Source organism: Shewanella youngdeokensis (genome assembly GCF_033180165.1).
GTDB lineage: Bacteria > Pseudomonadota > Gammaproteobacteria > Enterobacterales > Shewanellaceae > Shewanella > Shewanella youngdeokensis.
In genome coordinates this window covers 2015777-2038998 of sequence record NZ_CP136522.1, presented here as the reverse complement: position 1 = coordinate 2038998, position 23222 = coordinate 2015777, and the positions used below count along the sequence as shown (strand labels likewise).

The 23222-nt window shown below is 40.9% G+C and carries 20 protein-coding genes; 10 read left to right on the top strand and 10 right to left on the bottom strand.

The window, feature by feature from the left end:
* Window positions 1–105 precede the first annotated feature (105 nt).
* The gene (locus RGE70_RS08775) at window positions 106–1296 is read left to right on the top strand and encodes an amino acid aminotransferase (protein WP_310471085.1); all 1191 of its coding nucleotides are present in this window, start codon (window positions 106–108) and stop codon (window positions 1294–1296) included.
* A 74-nt stretch (window positions 1297–1370) separates the two neighbouring features.
* On the opposite strand, the gene serC is transcribed toward RGE70_RS08775, so the two are convergent.
* Window positions 1371–2462 (bottom strand): 3-phosphoserine/phosphohydroxythreonine transaminase, encoded by a 1092-nt coding sequence (serC, locus tag RGE70_RS08770; protein WP_310471084.1) that lies wholly within the window; start codon window positions 2460–2462, stop codon window positions 1371–1373.
* A 404-nt stretch (window positions 2463–2866) separates the two neighbouring features.
* Here serC and RGE70_RS08765 point away from each other — a divergent pair, with 404 nt between their 5' ends.
* On the top strand, window positions 2867–4015 hold the full coding sequence (locus tag RGE70_RS08765) for a serine hydrolase domain-containing protein (RefSeq protein ID WP_310471083.1): 1149 nt from the start codon (window positions 2867–2869) through the stop codon (window positions 4013–4015).
* A gap of 105 nt (window positions 4016–4120) precedes the next feature.
* On the opposite strand, the gene gyrA is transcribed toward RGE70_RS08765, so the two are convergent.
* On the bottom strand, window positions 4121–6811 hold the full coding sequence (gene gyrA / locus RGE70_RS08760; protein ID WP_310471082.1) for a DNA gyrase subunit A: 2691 nt from the start codon (window positions 6809–6811) through the stop codon (window positions 4121–4123).
* A gap of 290 nt (window positions 6812–7101) precedes the next feature.
* Between gyrA and ubiG the strand changes: the two genes are divergently transcribed.
* The 5 genes from ubiG (at window position 7102) to yfaE (ending at window position 12731) form a co-directional block, all read left to right on the top strand.
* The gene (gene ubiG, locus RGE70_RS08755) at window positions 7102–7812 is read left to right on the top strand and encodes a bifunctional 2-polyprenyl-6-hydroxyphenol methylase/3-demethylubiquinol 3-O-methyltransferase UbiG (protein WP_310471081.1); all 711 of its coding nucleotides are present in this window, start codon (window positions 7102–7104) and stop codon (window positions 7810–7812) included.
* Window positions 7805–8491, top strand: coding sequence for an HAD family hydrolase (locus RGE70_RS08750; protein WP_310471080.1), 687 nt, complete (start codon window positions 7805–7807; stop codon window positions 8489–8491). The genes ubiG and RGE70_RS08750 overlap by 8 nt, the downstream gene beginning before the upstream one ends.
* Before the next feature lie 407 nt (window positions 8492–8898).
* Complete coding sequence (gene nrdA / locus RGE70_RS08745; RefSeq protein WP_310471079.1) at window positions 8899–11187, top strand: class 1a ribonucleoside-diphosphate reductase subunit alpha; 2289 nt, start codon at window positions 8899–8901, stop codon at window positions 11185–11187.
* A 73-nt stretch (window positions 11188–11260) separates the two neighbouring features.
* The gene (nrdB, locus tag RGE70_RS08740) at window positions 11261–12391 is read left to right on the top strand and encodes a class Ia ribonucleoside-diphosphate reductase subunit beta (protein ID WP_310471078.1); all 1131 of its coding nucleotides are present in this window, start codon (window positions 11261–11263) and stop codon (window positions 12389–12391) included.
* Window positions 12381–12731, top strand: coding sequence for a class I ribonucleotide reductase maintenance protein YfaE (yfaE, locus tag RGE70_RS08735; protein ID WP_310471077.1), 351 nt, complete (start codon window positions 12381–12383; stop codon window positions 12729–12731). The genes nrdB and yfaE overlap by 11 nt, the downstream gene beginning before the upstream one ends.
* A 207-nt stretch (window positions 12732–12938) precedes the next feature.
* Here yfaE and RGE70_RS08730 read toward each other — a convergent pair whose 3' ends face one another.
* The gene (locus tag RGE70_RS08730) at window positions 12939–14954 is read right to left on the bottom strand and encodes an oxidoreductase (protein WP_310471076.1); all 2016 of its coding nucleotides are present in this window, start codon (window positions 14952–14954) and stop codon (window positions 12939–12941) included.
* Window positions 14955–15109: 155 nt separating this feature from the next.
* Here RGE70_RS08730 and sppA point away from each other — a divergent pair, with 155 nt between their 5' ends.
* On the top strand, window positions 15110–16951 hold the full coding sequence (sppA, locus tag RGE70_RS08725) for a signal peptide peptidase SppA (protein WP_310471075.1): 1842 nt from the start codon (window positions 15110–15112) through the stop codon (window positions 16949–16951).
* Between the two features lie 208 nt (window positions 16952–17159).
* Window positions 17160–18176, top strand: a complete 1017-nt coding sequence (gene ansA / locus RGE70_RS08720; RefSeq protein ID WP_310471074.1) for an asparaginase — start codon at window positions 17160–17162, stop codon at window positions 18174–18176.
* Window positions 18177–18271: 95 nt separating this feature from the next.
* On the opposite strand, the gene RGE70_RS08715 is transcribed toward ansA, so the two are convergent.
* Genes RGE70_RS08715 through RGE70_RS08705 form a run of 3 tightly spaced genes read right to left on the bottom strand, consistent with a single transcriptional unit; the run spans window position 18272 to window position 20025 of the window.
* Window positions 18272–18553, bottom strand: a complete 282-nt coding sequence (locus RGE70_RS08715; protein ID WP_310471073.1) for a YeaC family protein — start codon at window positions 18551–18553, stop codon at window positions 18272–18274.
* The gene (locus RGE70_RS08710) at window positions 18550–18867 is read right to left on the bottom strand and encodes a zinc ribbon domain-containing protein (protein ID WP_310471072.1); all 318 of its coding nucleotides are present in this window, start codon (window positions 18865–18867) and stop codon (window positions 18550–18552) included. Before RGE70_RS08710 ends, RGE70_RS08715 begins: the two co-directional genes overlap by 4 nt.
* A gap of 30 nt (window positions 18868–18897) precedes the next feature.
* Complete coding sequence (locus RGE70_RS08705; RefSeq protein ID WP_310471071.1) at window positions 18898–20025, bottom strand: M14 family metallopeptidase; 1128 nt, start codon at window positions 20023–20025, stop codon at window positions 18898–18900.
* A gap of 259 nt (window positions 20026–20284) precedes the next feature.
* On the opposite strand from RGE70_RS08705, the gene trxB reads away from it, so the two are divergent.
* Window positions 20285–21238: a thioredoxin-disulfide reductase gene (gene trxB / locus RGE70_RS08700; protein WP_310471070.1), complete on the top strand. Its 954-nt coding sequence runs from the start codon at window positions 20285–20287 to the stop codon at window positions 21236–21238.
* A gap of 107 nt (window positions 21239–21345) precedes the next feature.
* Here the strand turns inward: trxB and RGE70_RS08695 are convergent, their stop codons facing one another.
* The 4 genes from RGE70_RS08695 to infC all read right to left on the bottom strand — a co-directional run bounded on the left by RGE70_RS08695 (window position 21346) and on the right by infC (window position 23220).
* On the bottom strand, window positions 21346–21930 hold the full coding sequence (locus RGE70_RS08695) for a GNAT family N-acetyltransferase (RefSeq protein ID WP_310471069.1): 585 nt from the start codon (window positions 21928–21930) through the stop codon (window positions 21346–21348).
* A gap of 86 nt (window positions 21931–22016) precedes the next feature.
* The gene (gene rplT, locus RGE70_RS08690) at window positions 22017–22376 is read right to left on the bottom strand and encodes a 50S ribosomal protein L20 (protein ID WP_310471068.1); all 360 of its coding nucleotides are present in this window, start codon (window positions 22374–22376) and stop codon (window positions 22017–22019) included.
* Between the two features lie 18 nt (window positions 22377–22394).
* Window positions 22395–22589, bottom strand: a complete 195-nt coding sequence (rpmI, locus tag RGE70_RS08685) for a 50S ribosomal protein L35 (RefSeq protein WP_005503401.1) — start codon at window positions 22587–22589, stop codon at window positions 22395–22397.
* 88 nt (window positions 22590–22677) lie between these two features.
* Window positions 22678–23220: a translation initiation factor IF-3 gene (infC, locus tag RGE70_RS08680; RefSeq protein WP_310472951.1), complete on the bottom strand. Its 543-nt coding sequence runs from the start codon at window positions 23218–23220 to the stop codon at window positions 22678–22680.
* Window positions 23221–23222 lie beyond the last annotated feature (2 nt).

Sequence of the window (23222 nt, the reverse complement as noted above, 5' to 3'; positions counted from 1 at the left end):
TGTTGAGACTATTTACTCACCATTCATTTACGTTACTCTAGTCAATTATAAATGCGTTTATTGACTGCACTTTGAGCGGCAAAATATGAAGAGGTAGATGGAACGATGTTTAACCTGCTAACAGCTATGCCTACAGATCCTATTTTGGGATTACTGGCAAAATACCGTGAAGACAATCATCCTCAAAAAGTAGATTTAGGTGTAGGAGTCTATAAAGACGAGTCCGGCCATACTCCTATTTTATCTTGCGTTAAAAAAGCTGAACAATTCAGGTTAGACTCAGAGTCAACGAAAGTTTACATCAGCCCTGCGGGTTCAAACGACTTTAATCGACTCATTTCAGAACTGGCTTTCGGAAAAGAAAGCCCCGCTATTTTAGCCAACCGAGTTCGCACTCTTTCCACGCCAGGTGGCACCGGAGCATTAAGAGTTGCAGCTGAATTTATTAAACGTTGTAATGCAAATTCAGTGTTGTGGGTTAGTGATCCTACGTGGGGCAATCATGCTGCATTATTCGAAGCGGCGGGTATTACAGTCAAAACCTACCCCTATTATAATTACGATACAAAATCACTAAAGTTTGACGAAATGATTACGGCACTAACAACCATTGACCGTAACGACTTCGTGTTATTTCATGCATGTTGCCATAACCCTAGCGGCATGGATTTAAACCAGCAACAATGGGATCAAGTTATTGAACTTACCCAACAACAAGGTTTTACCCCCTTGATTGACATGGCTTACCAAGGTTTTGGTGAAGGTGTTGATGAAGATGTGTATGGGGTTAGAAAAATGGCATCGAGCGTTAATAACATGATTCTATGTAGCTCGTGTTCTAAAAACTTTGGCCTGTATCGAGAGCGTATTGGTGCATGCAGTATCATTGGCGAAAATGCTGCAGCCAGTGATGTTGCTTTTTCTGTACTGCTGTACGTTGTCCGTTGTATTTACTCAATGCCACCAGCACATGGCGCAGCAATTGTAGAAACAATTCTCGGCTCTCAAACATTAAAACAAGAGTGGCTATCCGAGCTGAGTCAGATGCGTAATCGTATCAACGGTAATAGAGCAATGCTGGTTGATAAGCTAAAGGAAATCGGTGTAAAACAAAATTTTGACTTTATTACACAGCAAAAAGGAATGTTCTCTTTTCTAGGAATAACCCCAACGCAAGTCAAACAACTACAAACTCAAAATAGTATTTACATGGTAGACTCAAGCCGAATAAGCATTGCAGGAATTGGCAACGACAATGTTGATTACTTAGCACAATCAATAGCCAATATTTTGTGAAAACGCGTATACTGGCCCAATAGGATACTGCCAAGAAACCGCTAACAAAACGGTTTCTTGGTCAGTAAGCATAATTAAGCATGGTTTGTAGCAAAGTTTCTCATAAAGCTTACAAGTGCTTTGACACCTTCTATTGGCATAGCGTTATATAAGCTTGCTCGCATACCACCAACACTTCGATGGCCTTTTAACGCGACGAGACCAGCTTGCTTAGCTTGCTCAAGAAACTCAGCGTCGAGCTCACTATTAACCAACTGAAATGTAACATTCATACGCGAGCGGTTTTCTACTGCTACACCACTGGTATAAAAATCTGATCCATCAATGCATTCATACAGCAGTGCCGCTTTTTTAGCATTTAATTCCTGCAAAGACTCCACGCCACCCATTTCTTTCAACCAACGAAACACTTCAGCAGCTAGGTACCAAGCAAATGTTGGCGGAGTATTAAACATAGAGCCATGCTTGACTGCCAGTTTGTAATCCATAATTGATGACTGTGGCAAATTCGGCAACGATAATAAATCCTCTCGAACGATAACAATGCTTAAGCCTGAAGGGCCGATATTTTTTTGCGCTCCGGCATAAATAAGACCAAACTGACTGACGTCAATTTTACGCGACAAAATATTTGATGACATGTCTGCAATAACCGGCCATGGACTGCTAAGGGGCTCAAAAATTTCAATCCCATCCACTGTTTCATTGGGGCAATAATGTACGTAACGGTAATCTTTATCTATTTTAAATAGATCAGGCAGCTCAACTTTATTTTTTCCTGTTGATGGATCGATAATATTTATCGTATCAATGTTATTTTCACCGGCTAATTTCTTTGCCTCGGTTACCGCAGCTGACGACCAGCTACCATCGACAAGGTATAATGCGCGACCACCAGCTCCTAGTAAGTTGTTAGCTACGGCAGAAAACTGACCACGTCCTCCACCATGCATAAACAAAACATGATAATTTGCAGGGATGTGCATAAGTGACCGTAAGTCCGATTCTGCTTGTTCAGTCAAGGCAATAAACTCTTTACTTCGATGACTGACTTCCATCACCGAAGTCCCCAAACCATTCCAATCTAAAAGTTCCTTTTGGGCTTTTTGCATCACAGCCTGAGGTAGCATGGCAGGTCCGGCACAGAAATTATAAATAGGGCTCACAGCATTGTCCTCTTTTTTAAGCTTATATATTGACAGGTTATTTACTATCGACAGTCTATCCTAACTCACTGCAGACACTGGAAGAATAAAAAACACTCATACAGTTAATATTAAGTTCATTCTACGGTAAAACTGCGGGGCTAATCACTAGTAAAATCATATTTTTTGATTAACAATAGTCATCCAAAATTCAGTATGTTGTCGTTAGTTATCATGATTGAAAAACAATTGCAGCAGTTCATTTATACTATTCAAATTAAACTTGATTATATAACTCGCACAATCAATCAAGTCTTCCAATAACACTGTAGCCTGTGACAAGCTAATAGCCATATCTTTTAGCTATTCACTGATTAACTACTCGCAAAATAATTAACGCCATTAACTGCCAAATAGAGACTTATATGCATTTTAAACCCACTACTATCATTAGCGCTCTCTCAACAACATTAAGCGCAATATTAGTCACTACAGCAGTAAAAGCCTCACCGCTAGAGCCTATCTCAGATTCATTCAAGCATCGTTTTCATAGCCAACTCAAAAAAGAACAGGTACCAGGTGGCGCGTTTGTTATTGTTGAGGGTAGCCAAATATTAAAGCTCAGCTATTACGGTAAGCGAAGTAAAGGGGGTAACTTAAACGTTAACGCCAACACAGTGTTTAGATTAGCTTCAGTGTCTAAAACATTTGCAGGTTCTTTAGCTAGCATGTTAGTTCAAGAAGAAAAGTTAGATTGGCAGCAACCTATAAACACTTACCTGCCCTCATTTAAATTAGCCGACCCAAACCTCAGTAAACAAATAAATTTAGGACATATTATTGGCCAAAGCACTGGGTTAATGCCAAACAGCTATGACAATTTAATCAATGCTGATCTCAATATTGATAAAATAATCAGCAAATTTTCAGAGTTAACCCCTATCTGTAACCCTGGAGTCTGTTACAGCTATCAAAACGTTGCTTTTTCGTTTATTGAAAACGCAATAGAACAAGCTAGTGGCCAAAGTTACGAACAACTTATTAATCAACGCATATTTAAACCGTTAAACATGAAAACTGCATCTATTGGGTTTGAAGCTTTCCAGCAACAAAGCAATCGCGCAGAACCTCATGTAAAAACTAAATCAGGCTTCCAAAAAGTAAAAGTTAAGCCTAACTATTACCAATTAGCACCGGCAGTTGGTGTGAATGCCAGCATTAGTGACATGTCTAAATGGCTAATGGCTAATATGGGCGCAGCCCCAGAGGTGTTATCTTCGGCTGTTATTGCCGACATCACCACTGCTGGTGTTAGAACCACCAAAGAACTACACCGCAGAGATTGGAAACACCACTTAGATAACGCCCATTATGGTAAGGGTTGGCGAGTATATGAGTTTGAAGGCCATTCACTGATCTATCATGCCGGATGGGTCGCGGGGTTTGTTGCGCAAATATCTTACTCACCAGAGCTAAATGTCGGCATGGTGCTCTTATTAAACGCAGAATCAAGAAGCATTGCAAAATTAACGACCAGTTTTTGGTCTGATGTATTCAAGCAACATCAAAAATGAATCTTTATCCAGTACTAATTTAGCCTTGTGAGTTCAAATTTTTATACGCTTAAAACTAAAAAAGGATGCCAAATGGCATCCTTTTTATTTACCTAAACAAAAACATTATGCATCAGATTCTGGTTTGTCATCTGCTGCAGGAGTTGCTGCTTCAGTATCTAACACTTCAGCAATGATAGGGTTACCCTCTTCATCTAGCTCTACTTCTTCTTGAATTTCATCAATACGTTGTAGGCCAACAACTTTTTCATCTTCCGCGGTACGGATGATAGTCACACCTTGAGTGTTACGACCAATACTTGACACACCCGTTGCTGGAGTACGAACCAGAGTGCCTTTATCACTGATCAACATGATTTCGTCATATTCGCCAACTTGAACAGCACCAACAACAGCACCATTACGTTCACTGACTTTAATTGAAACCACACCTTTAGTACCACGACTCTTTGCAGGGTACTCTGACAGTGAAGTACGCTTACCATAACCGTTTTCAGTCACAGTAAGAATATCACCATCCCCTTTAGGAACAATAAGTGAAACTACCTCTTGACCGTCTTCAAGCTTGATCCCGCGAACACCTGTTGCAGTACGCCCCATAGCTCTAAGAGCTATGATCTCATCACCTGTTTCTGGGTCAATTTTAACTTCGCCAGTTTCAGAGTTACGCGCTTTTTCGTTAAATCTTACAACTTTACCTTCATTTGAGAACAGCATGATATCGTCATTACCATCAGTAATATCAACACCAATCAACTGATCGCCATCTTTTAGGTTAACTGCAATGATGCCGTTTGCGCGAGGGTTACTGTAAGCTGTTAAGGCAGTTTTCTTAACCGTACCGTGTGAAGTTGCCATGATAATGTACTTATCTTCAGCGTACTCACGTACTGGTAGAATGGCTGTAATGCGCTCTCCTTCAGCTAGCGGTAACAGGTTCACAATTGGACGTCCACGAGCCGTACGGCTTGCTAGCGGCAATTGATACACTTTTAACCAATACATTTTACCAAAGTCAGAGAAACATAAAATGGTATCGTGTGTATTAGCAACTAAGAGCTTTTCAACGAAATCTTCGTCTTTAACTTTAGTCGCAGCTTTACCTTTACCACCACGACGCTGCGCTTGGTAGTCACTTAGCGGTTGATATTTTGCATAACCAAGATGAGATAGTGTCACAACAACATCTTCTTCGTTAATTAAGTCTTCAAGACTCATATCAACTTCGTTAGCATTAATCACAGTACGGCGTTCGTCACCAAAGTTGACAAGCACTTCTTGCAACTCTTCTTTGATCACTTCTAACAAACGTTGCGGGCTGCTTAAAATAAGTATGAATTCTGCAATTAACTTAAGCAGTTCTTCATATTCTGCAATGATTTTATCATGCTCAAGACCCGTTAGACGGTGCAAACGCAATTCTAAAATAGCTTGTGCTTGTTGCTCTGTTAAGAAGTACTCTTCATCTCGGATCCCATATTCAGGTTCTAACCATTCAGGGCGTGCGGCATCATCACCTGCAGCTTCAAGCATGCCTTTAACAACACCAAGCTTCCAACCTTGCGATACTAATTTCGCTTTAGCTTCTGCAGGGGTTGGCGATGCTTTAATCAATGCAATGATTGGATCGATATTTGAAAGGGCTACAGCTAGCGCTTCCAAGATGTGAGCTCTCTCTCTTGCTTTACGCAATTCAAATACTGTGCGGCGAGTAACAACTTCACGGCGGTGAAGAATAAAGCACTCTAACATCTCTTTAAGGTTAAACAGTTTTGGTTGGCCATCGACCAACGCAACCATGTTAATACCAAAAGAGCACTGCATTTGTGTTTGTGCGAAAAGATTGTTTAAGACAACCTCGCCCACTTCGCCACGTTTTATCTCAATAACAATACGCATGCCGTCTTTATCAGACTCATCACGTAAGCCACTAATTCCTTCAAGCTTTTTATCTTTAACCAGCTCGGCAATTTTTTCGATTAAGCGAGCTTTGTTAACTTGGTATGGAATTTCGTGAACAATGATCCGCTCGCGGCCATTATCTTCAGTTTCAATATCAGTTCGAGAACGCATAACTGCGCGACCACGACCTGTATTGTAGCCATCAATAATACCTTTACGGCCATTGATAAGAGCTGCTGTTGGGAAGTCAGGGCCTGGAATATATTCCATCAATTGTGCAATTGATAAATCAGGATCATCAATTAAAGCTAAACAGCCAGCAATGACTTCACTTAAATTGTGTGGTGGAATGTTGGTCGCCATTCCCACTGCAATACCCGATGAACCATTAACAAGTAAGGTTGGTATGCGAGTTGGTAAAACGGCAGGAATAAACTCTGTTCCATCATAGTTAGGAACAAAATCAACGGTTTCTTTATCAAGATCCGCTAATAGTTGGTGGGCCGTTTTGTCCATGCGGATTTCAGTGTAACGCATCGCAGCCGCGGCATCGCCATCAACTGATCCGAAGTTACCTTGACCATCAACTAGTGGATAGCGCATAGAAAAAGGTTGAGCAAGACGAACAATAGTATCGTATACAGCAGTATCGCCGTGTGGGTGATATTTACCGATGACGTCACCAACGACACGAGCCGATTTTTTATAAGGCTTGTTCCAGTCGTTTTTTAATTCGTTCATGGCAAATAATACGCGACGATGAACAGGCTTTAAGCCATCACGAACATCGGGCAATGCCCGGCCTACAATTACACTCATGGCGTAATCTAGGTATGAATTCTTTAATTCGTCTTCAATATTAATTGGTGTTATTGATGAAGCCAGATCAGTCATAAACTGCTCGATCCCCTGAAATTTAGCACGAAATCCTTACGAGTAAGAATGACCATGCTTGAAAACGTGATTTGGCATTCTAACACAGTTATTTGATGGCGCTAGACCCAATATCGCATTCATTTTAAATAAGCAATAAATGATAATAGTATCGATTAAAATCAAGGCATAAGTGCATATATTGACCAATTAAACCTAATCACATTAAACCCCCGATATCTGCTTTGTTTATTTGCACTAATCATTATAATGAGGATAAAAGACAAATTAATCGTTCTGAGGTAATAACTGTGCCAAACAATAATAATGTCGACCCTGAAGAGATTGCTAAGTTTGCTAAAATGGCGGAAACCTGGTGGGATCCTAATGGTGAATTCAAACCCTTGCACAATTTAAATCCACTAAGGCTCAATTATATTGATCAAACTTCTAACGGTATATTTGGTAAAAAAATCCTCGACGTTGGTTGTGGCGGCGGTATTTTATCTGAAAGTATGGCGCGAATTGGGGCAGATGTAACAGGGTTAGATATGGGCGAAGAACCGCTTGATATTGCCCGTTTACATGCACTAGAGACCGGCGTCACCGTCAATTACATTAAAAATACAGCAGAAGCACACCGAGATGAGAACCTGCAGCAATATGATGTTGTTACCTGTATGGAGATGCTTGAGCATGTACCGGATCCAAGCTCTGTAATTCAAGCATGTGCTGATATGGTAAAGCCCGGTGGATTTGTCTTTTTCTCTACGATTAATAGAAATATTCGCGCCTATGTTGAAACGGTACTTGGTGCAGAGTATTTACTTAAAATGCTACCAGTTGGCACACACAATCATAAGAAGTTTATTAAACCATCGGAACTCATTAGTCTGGCTGATGATGCTGAACTTATTTGTAAAGATGCAGTAGGCATTACTTATAATCCAATCACCGACGTTTTTAAATACACCCAAAGCCTTGAAGTCAATTATATGATTGCGACGGTAAAAAATGACTAACATGGTTAACTCGATAAAGCCCCCTCTAATCAAAGGGGTGCTTTTTGACCTCGATGGTACACTTGCTGATACTGCTCCGGAGCTGGTCGATGCACTGAATTTGAGCTTAACGCAATTTGGCTACCCAGCAGTGCAATATGATGCTTTATGTAATGAGGCATCTCATGGCAGTCTAGCGATGGTGCAAGCCGCGCAGCCAAATGTAACACCTCAAGTACAGCAGCAATTACAGCAAGCATTACTCCAACACTATCAGCAAATAATTGGTGACAATTGCCAATTATTCGATGGTCTTTGGCCTTTTTTAGCCCTTCTTAACCAACAAAACATTCCATTTGGTGTGGTGACCAATAAACCGGCGCGTTTTACTCGCCCTTTACTGAACAAGTTGGGTCTAAGTGATATGCCGACCATAGTCAGTGGTGATTCGACTTTGCATTCTAAGCCCCATGTTTCCCCTATGTTATTAGCAGCTCAACAGCTAGCGGTTGAACCTGAGCATATTTTGTATTTAGGTGATGCTCAAAGAGACATGGAAGCAGCTCACGCATCTAACATGATTGCGGCTTTAGCTAAGTGGGGCTATATCCGTGATGACGACAATATAAAACAATGGCAAGCAGATATAAGTTTTGAAACGCCTATCGATTTAACACAGTGGTTAAAACAACAATTTTAATACCACCTTGTTGATAAGAGCACTTTAAAGGCTACAGCTCACTCAAATTATCAGCGCTCGTTTATAACATTTATGACTGATGATATAACCGGCTTTGATAAGAATTTCAAACTAAAACAAGGCTACAGGGTAAGTTATTACTAACAGGGTAGATTATCCTCACGATATCCACAGCTTGCCCCCAAAATTGTCGCTTGCAAAAACATCCAAACCTCACTATCTTGTACCTTAGAAATTTTAAAACACTATATATAGTGTGTCAGTGTCAATGTTAGGCACTAGACTTTGAGTTGACTAAGCTCTTTTTGTCTGCACTGTTTTACAGTTTCGTTTAGATATTTACAGGGAAACATACAGTGCGCCTCATTGGTCACTTTCATAAATATAAGAACCAAGGTTTATCTTGAATGAATAGCAATATGACAGTCACAAAACGAAGTGGCGAACGTGAAACAATCAATCTTGAAAAAATTCATCGCGTTATTGAATGGGCAGCCAAAGGGCTCACTAATGTTTCAGTATCTGAGGTAGAATTACGTTCCCACCTACAGTTTTTTGATGGGATCCCTACTGAAGCGATCCATGAGACTATCATTAAAGCTGCCGCTGATTTGATTTCTCCAGAATCTCCCGATTACCAATTTTTATCTGCTCGATTAGCGGTTTTCCATCTTCGTAAGAAGGCTTTTGGCCAGTTTGAACCACCAAAGTTGTACGACCATATTGTTAAATTAGTTGAACTCGGTAAATACGATACACATATTTTACAAGATTACAGTCGTGAAGAGCTCGACATACTCGGTGACTATGTTGATCATTGGCGTGACATGAATTTTTCCTACGCGGCAGTCAAGCAGCTAGAAGGTAAATACCTAGTTCAAAACCGTGTTACACACGAGATTTATGAAAGTGCTCAATTTCTTTATATATTGGTATCTGCTTGTTTATTTGCTAAATACCCGAGAGAGTCTCGCCTTCAATATGTTAAAAACTTTTACGATGCCATATCGACCTTTAAAATATCGCTACCCACACCAATTATGGCAGGGGTGCGTACTCCAACACGCCAATTTAGCTCATGTGTATTAATTGAGTGTGGTGATAGCTTAGACTCTATTAATGCAACCTCCTCTTCTATCGTTAAGTATGTATCGCAAAGAGCAGGCATTGGTGTAAATGCAGGTCGAATTCGAGCCTTAGGTAGCCCGATTCGCGGGGGAGAAGCGTTCCACACTGGCTGCTTACCTTTCTACAAGTATTTTCAAACTGCTGTTAAATCTTGCTCTCAGGGTGGTGTACGTGGTGGCGCTGCCACACTGTTTTACCCGATGTGGCATTTAGAAGTTGAGTCATTATTGGTATTGAAAAACAACCGCGGCGTTGAAGACAACCGTATTCGTCACCTCGATTACGGGGTTCAAATTAATAAGCTGATGTACCAACGCCTTATAAAAGGTGAAATGATCACCCTATTTAGCCCATCTGATGTACCGGGCTTGTACGATGCTTTCTTTGAAGACCAAGATGAATTCGATCGTCTCTACCTAAAATACGAAGCTGACGCAACAATCCGCAAGCAACAAATTAAAGCAGTTGAGCTTTTTTCACTGATGATGCAAGAGCGTGCTTCAACAGGTCGAATTTACATTCAAAACGTCGATCACTGTAATACACATAGCCCATTTGACTCAAAAGTCGCCCCAGTGCGTCAGTCTAACTTGTGTTTAGAGATTGCATTGCCAACTAAACCGCTTAACAACATCAACGACCCAGAAGGTGAGATTGCGCTATGCACCTTGTCAGCGTTGAACTTGGGAGCGATTAAAAACCTTGATGAGCTGGAACCACTTGCCGATCTTGCTGTACGCGCATTGGACAACTTATTAGATTATCAAGACTACCCTATTATTTCTGCTGAAAAAGCTTCAATGAACCGTCGAACGCTTGGTATTGGTGTAATCAACTTTGCTAACTACCTTGCCAAAGAAGGCGTACGCTATTCTGATGGCTCAGCCAATAATATCACTCATAAAACTTTTGAAGCGATTCAATATTATTTACTAAAGGCCTCTAACAACCTCGCTAAAGAGCAAGGTGCATGCCCGTCTTTTCATGAGACAACATACGCGAAAGGTATTTTACCCATTGATACCTATAAACGTGATCTCGACAAAATTTGTGATGAGCCATTGCATATGGACTGGGAAACACTGCGTGAAGAGATTAAAACTCACGGACTGCGTAACTCGACACTATCGGCTTTAATGCCTTCAGAGACCTCTTCACAGATCTCTAACGCAACCAATGGTATTGAACCACCACGAGGTTTAATTAGCGTCAAAGCCAGTAAAGATGGCCAGCTAAAACAAGTCGTACCTGATTTTGAAAAATACCAATACAGTTACGAACTACTATGGCAAATGCCAAACAATGATGGTTACATCCAATTAGTGGGCTTAATGCAGAAGTTTGTTGATCAATCTATTTCAGCCAACACTAACTATGACCCGGCTCGCTTTGAGGGGGGAAAAGTGCCAATGAAAGTACTGTTAAAAGACTTATTGACCGCATACAAATACGGTGTAAAAACACTTTACTATCACAATACGCGTGATGGCGCGTCTGATAACCATGACGAAATAACCGCCATTGAAGTCGAAAATGACGACTGCGCTGGCGGCGCTTGTAAGATTTAAGTCGAACAGATTTAGTCACTCGTATTTAAACGTTAATTCATGGGGGCACGCCCCCGTTATCGGAAGATAGAAAATGGCCTATTCAACATTTTGTCAAACACCTAATAATGCAATGCTTGAGCCTATGTTTCTTGGGCAATCAGTTAATGTGGCACGTTACGATCAACAAAAATATGAAGTTTTTGAAAAATTAATTGAAAAACAGTTATCCTTCTTTTGGCGCCCTGAAGAAGTCGATGTCAGCAAAGATAAAATCGATTATGCTGCGTTACCTGAGCATGAAAAACATATCTTTATTTCAAACCTCAAATATCAAACCTTACTAGATTCTATTCAAGGTCGCTCTCCTAACGTCGCGTTTTTACCTTTGGTGTCACTGCCCGAACTAGAAACCTGGATTGAAACATGGTCATTTTCTGAGACCATTCACTCACGCTCTTACACACATATTATTCGTAATATTGTTAACGACCCATCTGTTGTTTTTGATGATATTGTCGAAAATGAAGAAATTCTAAAACGCGCAACGGATATCGCAGTCTATTACGACAAGCTGATCACACTTAGCCAAGCGTTTCATTTACACGGTGAAGGCAGCCACAAAATTGACGGTGAAGTCATTGAGATCACCAAGCGCGAAATTAAAAAGGCACTCTACCTCTGTATGGTGTCAGTTAACGTACTTGAGGCCATCCGTTTCTACGTCAGTTTTGCTTGCTCATTTGCCTTTGCTGAACGTAACGTCATGGAAGGAAATGCTAAAATCATTCGATTAATCGCCCGAGATGAAGCATTGCATTTGAACAGTACTCAACACATTTTAAAGATCATGCACGCTGGTAAAGACGACCCAGAAATGGCTGAGATTGCAAAAGAGTGTAAACAAACAGCAACCGATATCTTTATCAAAGCCGCTGAGCAAGAAAAAGAGTGGGCTAAGTACCTCTTTAAAGACGGCTCAATGATTGGATTAAACGAACAAATCCTTTGTCAATATGTTGAATACATAACGAATGAACGCATGAAAGCAATTGATTTTGAATCACCATATGCAGAACAAACCAATCCATTACCTTGGATGAAAAACTGGTTAGAGAGCGATGCTGTTCAAGTTGCACCACAAGAAGTTGAAGTATCATCATACCTAGTTGGTCAGATTGATGCCTCAATTGAAGATGATGAGTTTTTAGACTTTGACCTATAACTACACTCACTTTCAAAAAGCGCCCATTGTTAGCCTGCAAGGCCAACCGGTGCTGTTGTTTAATCAACAGCACCTCACCTTACTGCAAGCACTTGAGCAGAAAAAAGTGAAAACGTTTTCAGAGTGCCGCAACGGTTTTTGCGGTCAATGTAAAACAAAAATTATTAGTGGCTCTGTCAGCTATTTAACAGATCCACTAGTGTCTTTGGCCAACGATGAATGCTTGCCTTGCTGCTGTGTACCAACTACAGATATTGATTTAGATTTGTCGACTCAAGGTGCAGAAATTGTTACCCGAGTGCCAAAACAGCTAGAAACCTGTGGCGAAGTTAGCGATTAACTTAAACACTAAAAGCATTTCGTTCTTTTGTATTAAATAGCCAATATCCATTAATTCCAGTTAGTCACATTATGGCACCTTGAAAAAATGCTGATAATAGACCACGTTCTGTTAAATAACTGACCGCTAACTAGATACTAAAAAGCCTGTTTAATTCGCATACGAATCAAGCAGGCTTTTACAACATAAGTCACACATTTAGGTCAGTTACAAAGCGATAGCTAACTCAGCACCTTGGCGAATTGCACGCTTTGCATCAAGTTCTGCAGCAACATCAACCCCACCGATAAGATGGACAGGAATACCCGTTGCTTTCATCTCTTCAACCAATTCAGTGTTCGACACCTGCCCAGCACACAGTACTACATTGTCAACTTCCAATACTTCAGGCTTATTATCAACAATTATGTGTAACCCTTGCTCATCGAACTTTTGGTAGGAAACCCCCGTTCGCATTGCAACATGATGTTGTTTTAACACTGAGCGATGGATCCAACCCGTGGTTTTACCAAGCCCTTTACCCATTTTGGTTGTTTTGCGCTGCAGTAAAAACACCTCTCGGTTTTTATCTTCCGCAACAGGCTCAGTTAATCCGCCGGCAGTTTGATAATCCTTATCGATTCCCCACTGCTTTAACCATTTATCAGGGTTCAATGTGGTTGACTCGGCTTCACATAAATAATGGGCCATATCAAAACCAATCCCGCCAGCGCCGATTAAGGCGACTTTCTTGCCAACCTGTACTTCACCAGTGAGCACCTTTTGGTAATCAACAACTTTAGGGTTGTCAAAACCAGGCAAATCTAGTGGTCGTGGTATAACACCCGCTGACATCACTATTTCATCAAACTTTTCTGCACTAGCAACGCTTGCATCCAGTTTTGTATTGAGTCGAAGTTCAATATCATGCAGTTTAATTTGATTTAAGAAGTACCGAATTGTTTCGTCAAACTCCTCTTTGCCGGGGATCTTTCTGGCTAGATTAAATTGACCACCAACTTCTGATTTAGCTTCAAACAACACCACTTGGTGCCCTCGGCTAGCTGCATAGATAGCAAAAGCCATCCCAGCAGGCCCAGCCCCCATTACCGCAATACGCTTGTTAATTTTAGCTGGAGTAAAGTTTAGCTCGGTTTCATAACAAGCTCTTGGGTTAACTAAACAGGTGGCACGCTTCATGGCAAAAGTATGATCTAAACATGCCTGATTACAGCCAATACACGTATTAATCAATTCAGGCGTGTTTGCCTCAGCTTTGTTAACAAAGTCAGGATCGGCTAGAAATGGCCTTGCCATCGACACCATATCTGCTTGTCCAGATGCAATAATCGACTCGGCTATTTCAGGTGTATTAATACGATTAGTAGCGATAAGCGGTATCGACATCTCTTGTTTTAGTTTTTCGGTAACCCATGCAAACGCGCCACGAGGTACGCTGGTTGAAATAGTCGGAACACGCGCTTCATGCCAACCAATACCAGTATTTATAATTGTTACGCCGGCAGCCTCAAGTGATTTAGCTAACTGTACAACTTCATTCCATGTCGAACCATTATCGACAAGGTCAAGCATTGAAAGTCTAAATACAATAATAAAGTCAGTGCCGACTTTCTCGCGGATCTGCTTAACGATTTGAACCGGGAACTGGGCGCGATTTTCAAATGCACCACCCCATTTATCCGTTCGCTTGTTGGTGCGTGAACTTATAAACTGATTGATCAAGTAGCCTTCGCTGCCCATCACTTCAACGCCGTCATAACCCGCCTTTTTTGCAAGAGCTGCGCTGGCCCCGTAATCTTTAATGGTATTGGCAACTTGCCGACTAGACATTGCTGATGGTGTAAATGGGGTGATGGGAGATTTTATTTTACTTGGAGCCAGTGTAAATGGATGATAACCGTATCGGCCTGCATGCAAAAGTTGCATACAGATTTTACCACCAGCTTCATGCACCGCTTTAGTGACGATAGTGTGTTTCTTAATTTGCCACGGAAAACTTAATTGACAAGCGTTTGGCGCCAATCGTCCTCGTAAATTGGGTGAGATCCCCCCAGTGACAATTAAACCAACGCCTCCTTGTGCGCGTTCTTTATAGAACGCTGCCAGTTTCTCAAAACCGCCCTTTTCCTCTTCCAAACCTGTGTGCATCGATCCCATTAACACACGGTTCTTTAACTGGGTAAACCCCAGATCTAAGGGTTCTAATAAATGCGGAAACGACATTCAAACATCCTTTTTAAACAAGTGATTTAATTCAGCATACCTTTTGTCCACCCGAAGCTCAATAATTGAGTGATTAGATTCGTTTACAAATCTGTTTTCCTTTAATTGTACTTTTCAGTTAGCATTATGGTAATTACGAATAAAAGGAGTGGCAGATGTCCACTAAACCCTCATTTTTTAAACGTTTACTTCTGCTTAGCTGGAATTTAATCAACGGTACAAGAAAACTATTTTTAAACCTGTTTTTTTTCACCATAGTCATTTGTGTTATCGTCGCAATAAGTGATGAAGAAAGTATCACTGTTGATAACGGTTCGGCTTTAGTGCTTAACCTTTCTGGTTCAATTGTTGATCAAAAACACCGCGTTGACCCTTTACAGGCGGCAATGCTCAGCGGTAACGGTACCGACCCTGAAGGTGAAATTTTATTAACTGATGTAATTGATGTCATCAATCACGCAGCAACAGATGAACGTATTAGCCAAATAGTGCTCGATTTAAGTCAACTTACAGGCACTGGGATCAGCAAACTACAATCAGTAGGTGACGCTTTAAACAACTTTAAAGCCGCGGGGAAAACCATTGTAGCCCAAGGCGATAGTTTCGGGCAAAACCAATATTTTTTAGCCAGTTTTGCAGACACTATCTACCTCAATCCAGAAGGTAGCGTTGAAATTGAAGGCTTAAGTCGTTATCGCCAGTATTATAAATCCGCGTTAGACAAGTTAGACATTAAAGCACATGTGTTTAGAGTGGGTACCTTTAAATCTGCTGTAGAACCGTTTATCCGTGATGACATGTCTGATGCAGCTAAAGAAGCAAACTTAGCATTGTTAAATGATTTATGGCAGAGCTACAGCACCACGGTTGCGAATAACCGTGGTATTGCTGCAACCGAGCTATCAATTAATGCTAAAGAGTATTTAGCTCAGCTGGATAAAGCTGATGGTCAGTCAAGTCAAATGGCGCTCAATATGCAATGGGTTGACGAACTAAAAACCACCGAAGGCTTTAGGCTTGCGATGGTTGACGCTGTAGGCCATTCTGCTAATGGTGAATCGTTTAAACAAATTGATTTCTATGATTACTTATCAGTTACCTCAAAATACCCTCTATTATTGTTAGAAGACAAAGTCGGCATTATTGTTGCTAAAGGCAACATAATGAACGGCTCACAACCTGCCGGAGATATTGGCGGTGAAAGTACTTCGGCATTACTGCGTAAAGCTCGCTTTGATAACAACGTCAAAGCCGTTGTATTAAGAGTTGATAGCCCAGGTGGAAGCGCATTTGCATCTGAGCAAATTCGCCAAGAAGTGCTCGCTCTTAGAGCGGCAAATAAACCAGTTGTTGTGAGTATGGGCAGTTACGCTGCATCTGGCGGCTATTGGATCTCTGCTAGTGCTGATTATATTTATGCCACACCGACCACGCTTACCGGCTCTATCGGTATTTTTGGAATGATTGCCACCTTTGAGGACTCATTAGCAAACATTGGCATTCATACCGACGGAGTGGCAACATCTGATTGGGCAGGAATGTCTGTTACTAGAGGGATCACCCCAGCAATAAGTGCCGTCATTCAACGTCATATCGAACGAGGTTACAAAAACTTTATCACCTTAGTTGCAAAAGAGCGAAACATGAGCGTTGATGAAGTTGATGCGATTGCACAAGGTAGAGTCTGGACGGGTCGTAAAGCCTTAGAGCTGGGTCTTGTTGATGAAATTGGAGATTTACAACAAGCGATATCGCAAGCTGCAAAACTTGCTGAACTTGAGCGCTATGACACCGAAGTGATTGAGCAAGAACTATCACCGCAAGAAGCTTTTGTACAAGATATGTTTGCTAGCGTTTCAACGTATTTACCGCAAAGCGTGGGCAATAACAAACTGCTAAACCAGTTTATCAATCAGTTTTCAACTATTACTGAAACATTGCAAACATTTGATGATCCCAATGGCGTTTATCTACTGTGTGATACTTGCTTTAATTAGGTAAAAATCGGGCAAAATCTAGCTAACTATCATTTACTATTAGTATTTAGATACGCTTGGTGAATATGACTTTGTCTTTGATATTCACTGTGTATTATTGATCTTAAGTCACACGAATCAACTTTAATAAAATAAAGCCCAGTTTTACTGGGCTTTATTATATGTCCACCATTATAATCACTGTACTTTGCTCCAGAACAAAATCAACATGACTAAACGCTGTATATATGTAGCCTACACTGGCGGTACCATCGGAATGCAAAACACCGAACAGGGTTTTGCTCCTGTCGCAGGCTTTCTAACCGAATGTGTCAAAGCCATGCCTGAGTTTTACCATGATGAGATGCCTGACTTTGTTATCAGTGAATATTCGCCTCTGATTGACTCATCAGATATGGCTCCTACCGATTGGCAATTGATAGCCAATGATATAAAAGCCAACTATGAGAAATATGACGGATTCGTCATATTGCATGGCACAGATACCATGGCTTATACCGCCTCTGCTCTATCTTTCATGCTACAAGGTTTAACAAAGCCAGTTATCGTTACAGGTTCACAGATCCCGCTGGCACAGCTTCGCTCAGATGGGCAAACTAACCTGCTCAATGCACTTTACATTGCTGCCAACTACCCAGTGGCGGAAGTTTGCCTATTCTTTAACAACAAACTTTTTAGAGGAAACCGTACTACTAAAGCCCATGCTGATGGTTTCAATGCATTTGCATCACCGAATTTTCCTTTACTGTTAGAAGCAGGGATCAAAATTCGTTGGCATGCAGGCATACCAGCTAAATTGCACTCAACTGAAAAACTAAAGGTTATTAACATCAGCCCGCAGCCAATTGGTGTGGTGACACTTTATCCAGGAATAAACACTGAGATATTTTCAAATGTACTACAGCAACCAGTCAAGGCTCTGATACTACTGACTTTTGGTGTAGGCAATGCCCCACAAACTCCTGCTTTGCTTAAAACATTACGAGAAGCACATGAGCGCGGTATTATATTGGTGAACTTAACCCAGTGTTTACAGGGAAAAGTGAATATGGGCGGATATGCAACTGGTAATGCCTTAGCATCAGCAGGGGTGATTAGCGGATATGATATGACAACAGAAGCGGCGTTAGCTAAGTTGCATTATTTACTATCGACTGACTTGAAGCCAGAAGAAATTCGAGCGGCAATGGAAAATCCAATAGTTGGAGAACTGTCTCGCGATTAATGTCGAAAAGCCATTTATTATAAAGCGATACAAGTACTTACCAGTAACATAAAGCCCTTTTCTAACGCACTTGAAAAGGGCTTTTTTGTGTGAGTTTACAGTTGTTTTTCTTTAAACTTAGCGATAGTTTCGCCTTTGAACTGTTTTTTTAACTCTGACTTTGAAAGTTCATTAACCTGCCCTTCACTGTTTATCGTAAAGTGCTCTGTTTGATGTAATTTTCTAGCCTGATAAAGCATAACAACTTGTTGAGTAGACGCACGCTGCTGTGATGTTAACACCGTACCATCGTCCCATTTTCCAAGCTCTACAGCAGTCAACAAACGCTCGTAAACTTCTGTTGGCATCTCATCGATAACCTTATTGATATCTGTCATACTGATTTCCGTTTATGCAGTACTATTTGTACACGGGTAATTAAATAGCCAACGAAACCAATCACAAATGCACAGACCGCCACTATCGAGCGAGTCCCTTCAGCCGGCTCGCCGCCCCAAAACCATGTCACCACACCACCAATGAATAAGGTCAGAGCTAAAAAACTCTGATTCATCAGCTGATTTGAACGTTTAATATGGCTAATCAATTGCAAACTTTCATTGTTTGCAGACAGGTTTGCCTTACAATGAGAACATGACTTTGCCTTGCTCGAAATGCGCTTACTACAACTAGGACACTTGATTAACGCCATGGACACCTCTTCATTTACAATCAATACAAATTATTTAAGCTTATCAACCACTGCATTCATAGCGATCAAAGAGGCTTCTCCAAGATAAATACAACGCTCAGGTGACCATCCCGCTATAAGATCAGGCATATTGTCATTATCTTTAAACGGCATTTCTAAGGTATTAGAAAGACAACCGAATGTATGTGCAACCCAGTTAGACCCAACAGTCAGGTTAGCTTGTCCTGGCTGGTCTTTATCGTAGCCAAATTCGGTTTGAAAGTCGGGACTGGCCATTTGCAATGCATCAACAAAGGCTTGCTGTAATGAAGCGTCCTGCTTGGTATAAGCAGGAACCCCTTCACAACCAGCTAAAAATACATAAGGTAAACCTTCATCACCATGTACGTCATAAAATAAATCAACTCCAGTTTCTTTCATTTTATTAACAACATAAAAGACTTCGGGACTTTTTTCTAAAGAAGGAGTCTGCCACTCACGATTTAAGTTCGTACCTACGGCATTAGTGCGCAGATGCCCTCTTACGCTCCCATCGGGGTTCATGTTTGGTACAATATAAAAATTGGCTTTATCTAATAACGATTTGGCTGTTGGGCTGTCGCTATCGAGTAAGTTGTTAATTAGCCCTTCAACGAGCCATTCAGCCATGGTTTCTCCCGGATGTTGACGGGCAGTGATCCAGATATTGGCTTTATCTTCATCACCATCACCAATTTTAATCAACGTCATGTCGCGCTTATCTAACGTTAACCCTAAATGCTCTAAACTCACCTCGGGATGCACTTGCACTGCCGCGAGTAAATCTTGATGACGTTCGTAGCTGTATGGTGCAAAGTAAGCAATTTGAATCACATCGCAATCTAAATCAAGTTCGATGGTTAGCTTCCCATCTTGATAGCTTGTCGGTAATCGAAACCAGTTTTGTCTATCGTAAGTTGCAACTGCTTGATAGTTTTCCCAACCTTTAACGTATGACGCTGCGCCTGCATTAACAATATTCAGCGTATACTGGCTACCGACAACACCTTCCAGTTTAAAGTTAAACCACTGAAAAAACTCACCACCTTCATCAGGACGGATCGCTAATTGCACATCATCTTTATGATCTGCATTGATTACTTCTATATTTCCGCCATCAAAATTTGCGCTAATACGCATAACACTTCCTTTATTATTTTGTTGTGGTTCAGCTAGATACCAATCTTTACGCTATAGAATAAACCAAAAAGTGATAAGGAACAGCCAAAACAGTGCAAAAGCGCTGAAAAATCGTCTTAACGTGAGCAGAGCCTATCGACTTCGCTTAATACAGTGCTTTACCCACACACTTAAATTCCATACAATCGCTTCAATTCGTAGACGTAGGGGAATCGCTTCCTCTCAAACAGCCTGCATTCGCAAAAGAACGGAGACAAAAATGACCCAAGCAAGACACTGTAACTTACTCATTCTGGGTTCTGGACCTGCTGGTTATACTGCTGCAGTCTATGCCGCTCGCGCTAATTTAAAGCCAGTTATGATCACTGGTATGCAACAAGGTGGACAACTAACAACTACCACAGAAGTTGAAAACTGGCCCGGTGATGCTAATGACCTTACTGGTCCAGCGCTAATGGAACGAATGCAAAAACATGCGGAAAAGTTTGAGACCGAAATAATTTTTGATCACATCAATGAAGTTAACTTAAACGTTCGCCCTTTTCAGCTCAAAGGTGATAACGGTGAGTTTACTTGTGATGCATTAATCATTACAACAGGCGCTTCAGCGATGTACTTAGGCCTTGAGTCTGAAGAAAAATTTAAAGGCCGCGGTGTTTCAGCGTGTGCCACATGTGATGGCTTCTTTTATCGTAACCAAAAAGTTGCTGTAATTGGTGGCGGTAATACAGCGGTTGAAGAAGCACTGTATTTAAGCAACATAGCCTCTGAAGTTCATCTAATTCATCGCCGTGATACTTTCCGTAGTGAGAAAATTCTAACAAAACGCTTGATGGACAAAGTTGAAAGTGGAGATATCATTCTACATTTAGACACCACACTCGATGAAGTTGTTGGCGATGCAATGGGTGTTAACGGTCTTAAAATCAAAAGCACTAAAGATGATAGCATCAAAGATTTAGCCGTTGCCGGTGTATTCATTGCGATTGGACACAGCCCAAATACTGGTATGTTCGAAGGCCAATTAAGCATGAATAATGGTTACATTAGTGTTGAAAGTGGCCTAAATGGCAATGCTACTCAAACCAGCATTGAAGGTGTTTTTGCTGCTGGTGATGTGATGGATCAACATTATCGTCAAGCTATTACTTCTGCAGGTACCGGTTGTATGGCAGCACTCGATGCAGAGCGTTACTTAGACGCACTAAAGTAAGTCATATTTTGTATATCTTCAATAAATAACAAAATACTACTTAACGCCATCCACTACGGGTGGCTTTTTTCTATAAGTCTTCAGCCATACCATAATCTAGCAAATGTTTACGTCTCTATCAGCATAGAACGGTTCACTTTCATACTGTACAACACAATTTTATAGTCATCTGCTATATCTGGGTGTTGTTGTGTATTTATAAAACTCATTCCCAGCTTTTTCATAATATTTATTGAGGCAATGTTATTTTCATCTGCGATAGCTGAAAAGCGTTCGATATCAGCTTGATGTTTAACTAACAATTCAATGACAGCCCTTGCACTTTCGGTAGCAATACCTTGTCCCCAAGCGGACTGTTTAAATCGCCAGCCAATTTCGAGATTAGTATAATCAGGTTTTTCACTGAAAAAACCCATAGGCCGAATTAATATCCAGCCCAAAAAGTGTTGACGCTCATCTATGTTTTCTAAGTTTGCTTTCTGTACGACCTTCCATAACCCCCACCCTTTTGAAGGAGTTAAGTAACTTGCTAACCTTGGAATATAAATATCGGTAATATCTGTTCTTGAGGTGATTTTGCCACCATTAATGTATCTCATAACCTCAGGGTTTTGATCTAAATCGAAAAGAAGCTCTTCATCCTCTAATGACATAATTGAAATGTTTAATCTGTCTGTCGATATATTATCCATAATCTCTATTCCTATGACTGATCAACTAAATTTCTGATATAAAAAAAGGAACCCTAAGGTTCCTTTTTTAAAGAATTGATAACTAATTACTTAGCTAAAGCATCTTTTGCTTTTTCTACTAAAGTTGCAAATACAACTTTATCAAAAACAGCTATGTCAGCCAAAATCTTACGATCGATTTCAATAGAGGCTTTTTTCAAACCATTAATGAAACGGCTGTAAGACAGACCATTTTGACGAGCTGCTGCATTGATACGTGCAATCCAAAGTTGACGGAATTGACGTTTCTTTTGACGACGGTCACGGTAAGCATATTGACCAGCTTTAGTTACAGCCTGAACTGCAACACGGTAAGTACGAGAGCGAGCTCCGTAATAACCTTTGGCTAATTTAAGTACTTTCTTGTGACGAGCACGTGCGGTTACACCACGCTTAACTCTAGGCATTGTTCTTTGCTCCTTTTATTAAGCGTAAGGTAGTTGACGTGCAATCGCAGGCATGTCAGCTTTAGATACTAAACATTTCGCACGTAAGTGACGCTTACGCTTAGTACTCTTTTTAGTCAAAATATGACGTAAATGGGCTTGCTTACGTTTAAAACCATTAGCGGTCTTTTTAAAACGCTTCGCTACACCCTTGTCTGTTTTCATTTTAGGCATTGCTAAAACTCCGCATTGGGATAATTAATAAAACGCAAGGCGAACAGAAGTCTCCTAAAAGACCCCTGTTACTTTTAAGGTTGCCTTACTATTTCTTTTTCGGCGCAAGAACCATGACAGCTTGACGACCTTCCATTTTAGGAAAGGACTCCACGACTGCAATTGCTTCCAAATCAGCTTTGATACGGTTCAAAAGATCCATACCTAGGCTTTGGTGAGCCATCTCACGACCACGGAAACGCAGCGTTACTTTCGCTTTGTCGCCGTCTTCTAGAAAACGAGTCAGGTTGCGTAGTTTTACCTGATAATCGTTCGAATCTGTACCGGGACGGAATTTAATTTCCTTCACCTGTACAATTTTTTGCTTCTTTTTTTGTTCTTTTTGAGCTTTCGCTTTATCAAAAAGGAACTTACCGTAGTCCATGACACGACAAACAGGCGGCTCAGCATTTGGGCTAATTTCGACTAGATCAACACCTGCATCATCTGCAACTTCCTGTGCTTCTCTAATTGATAAAATACCTAATTGCTCACCATCAAGGCCGTTAAGACGGACTTCTGAAACACCAGTAATGAGCTCGTTAATTCTATTCGGGGCCGCCTGGCGCCCTGCTGTTTTTTTGATCTTTATGA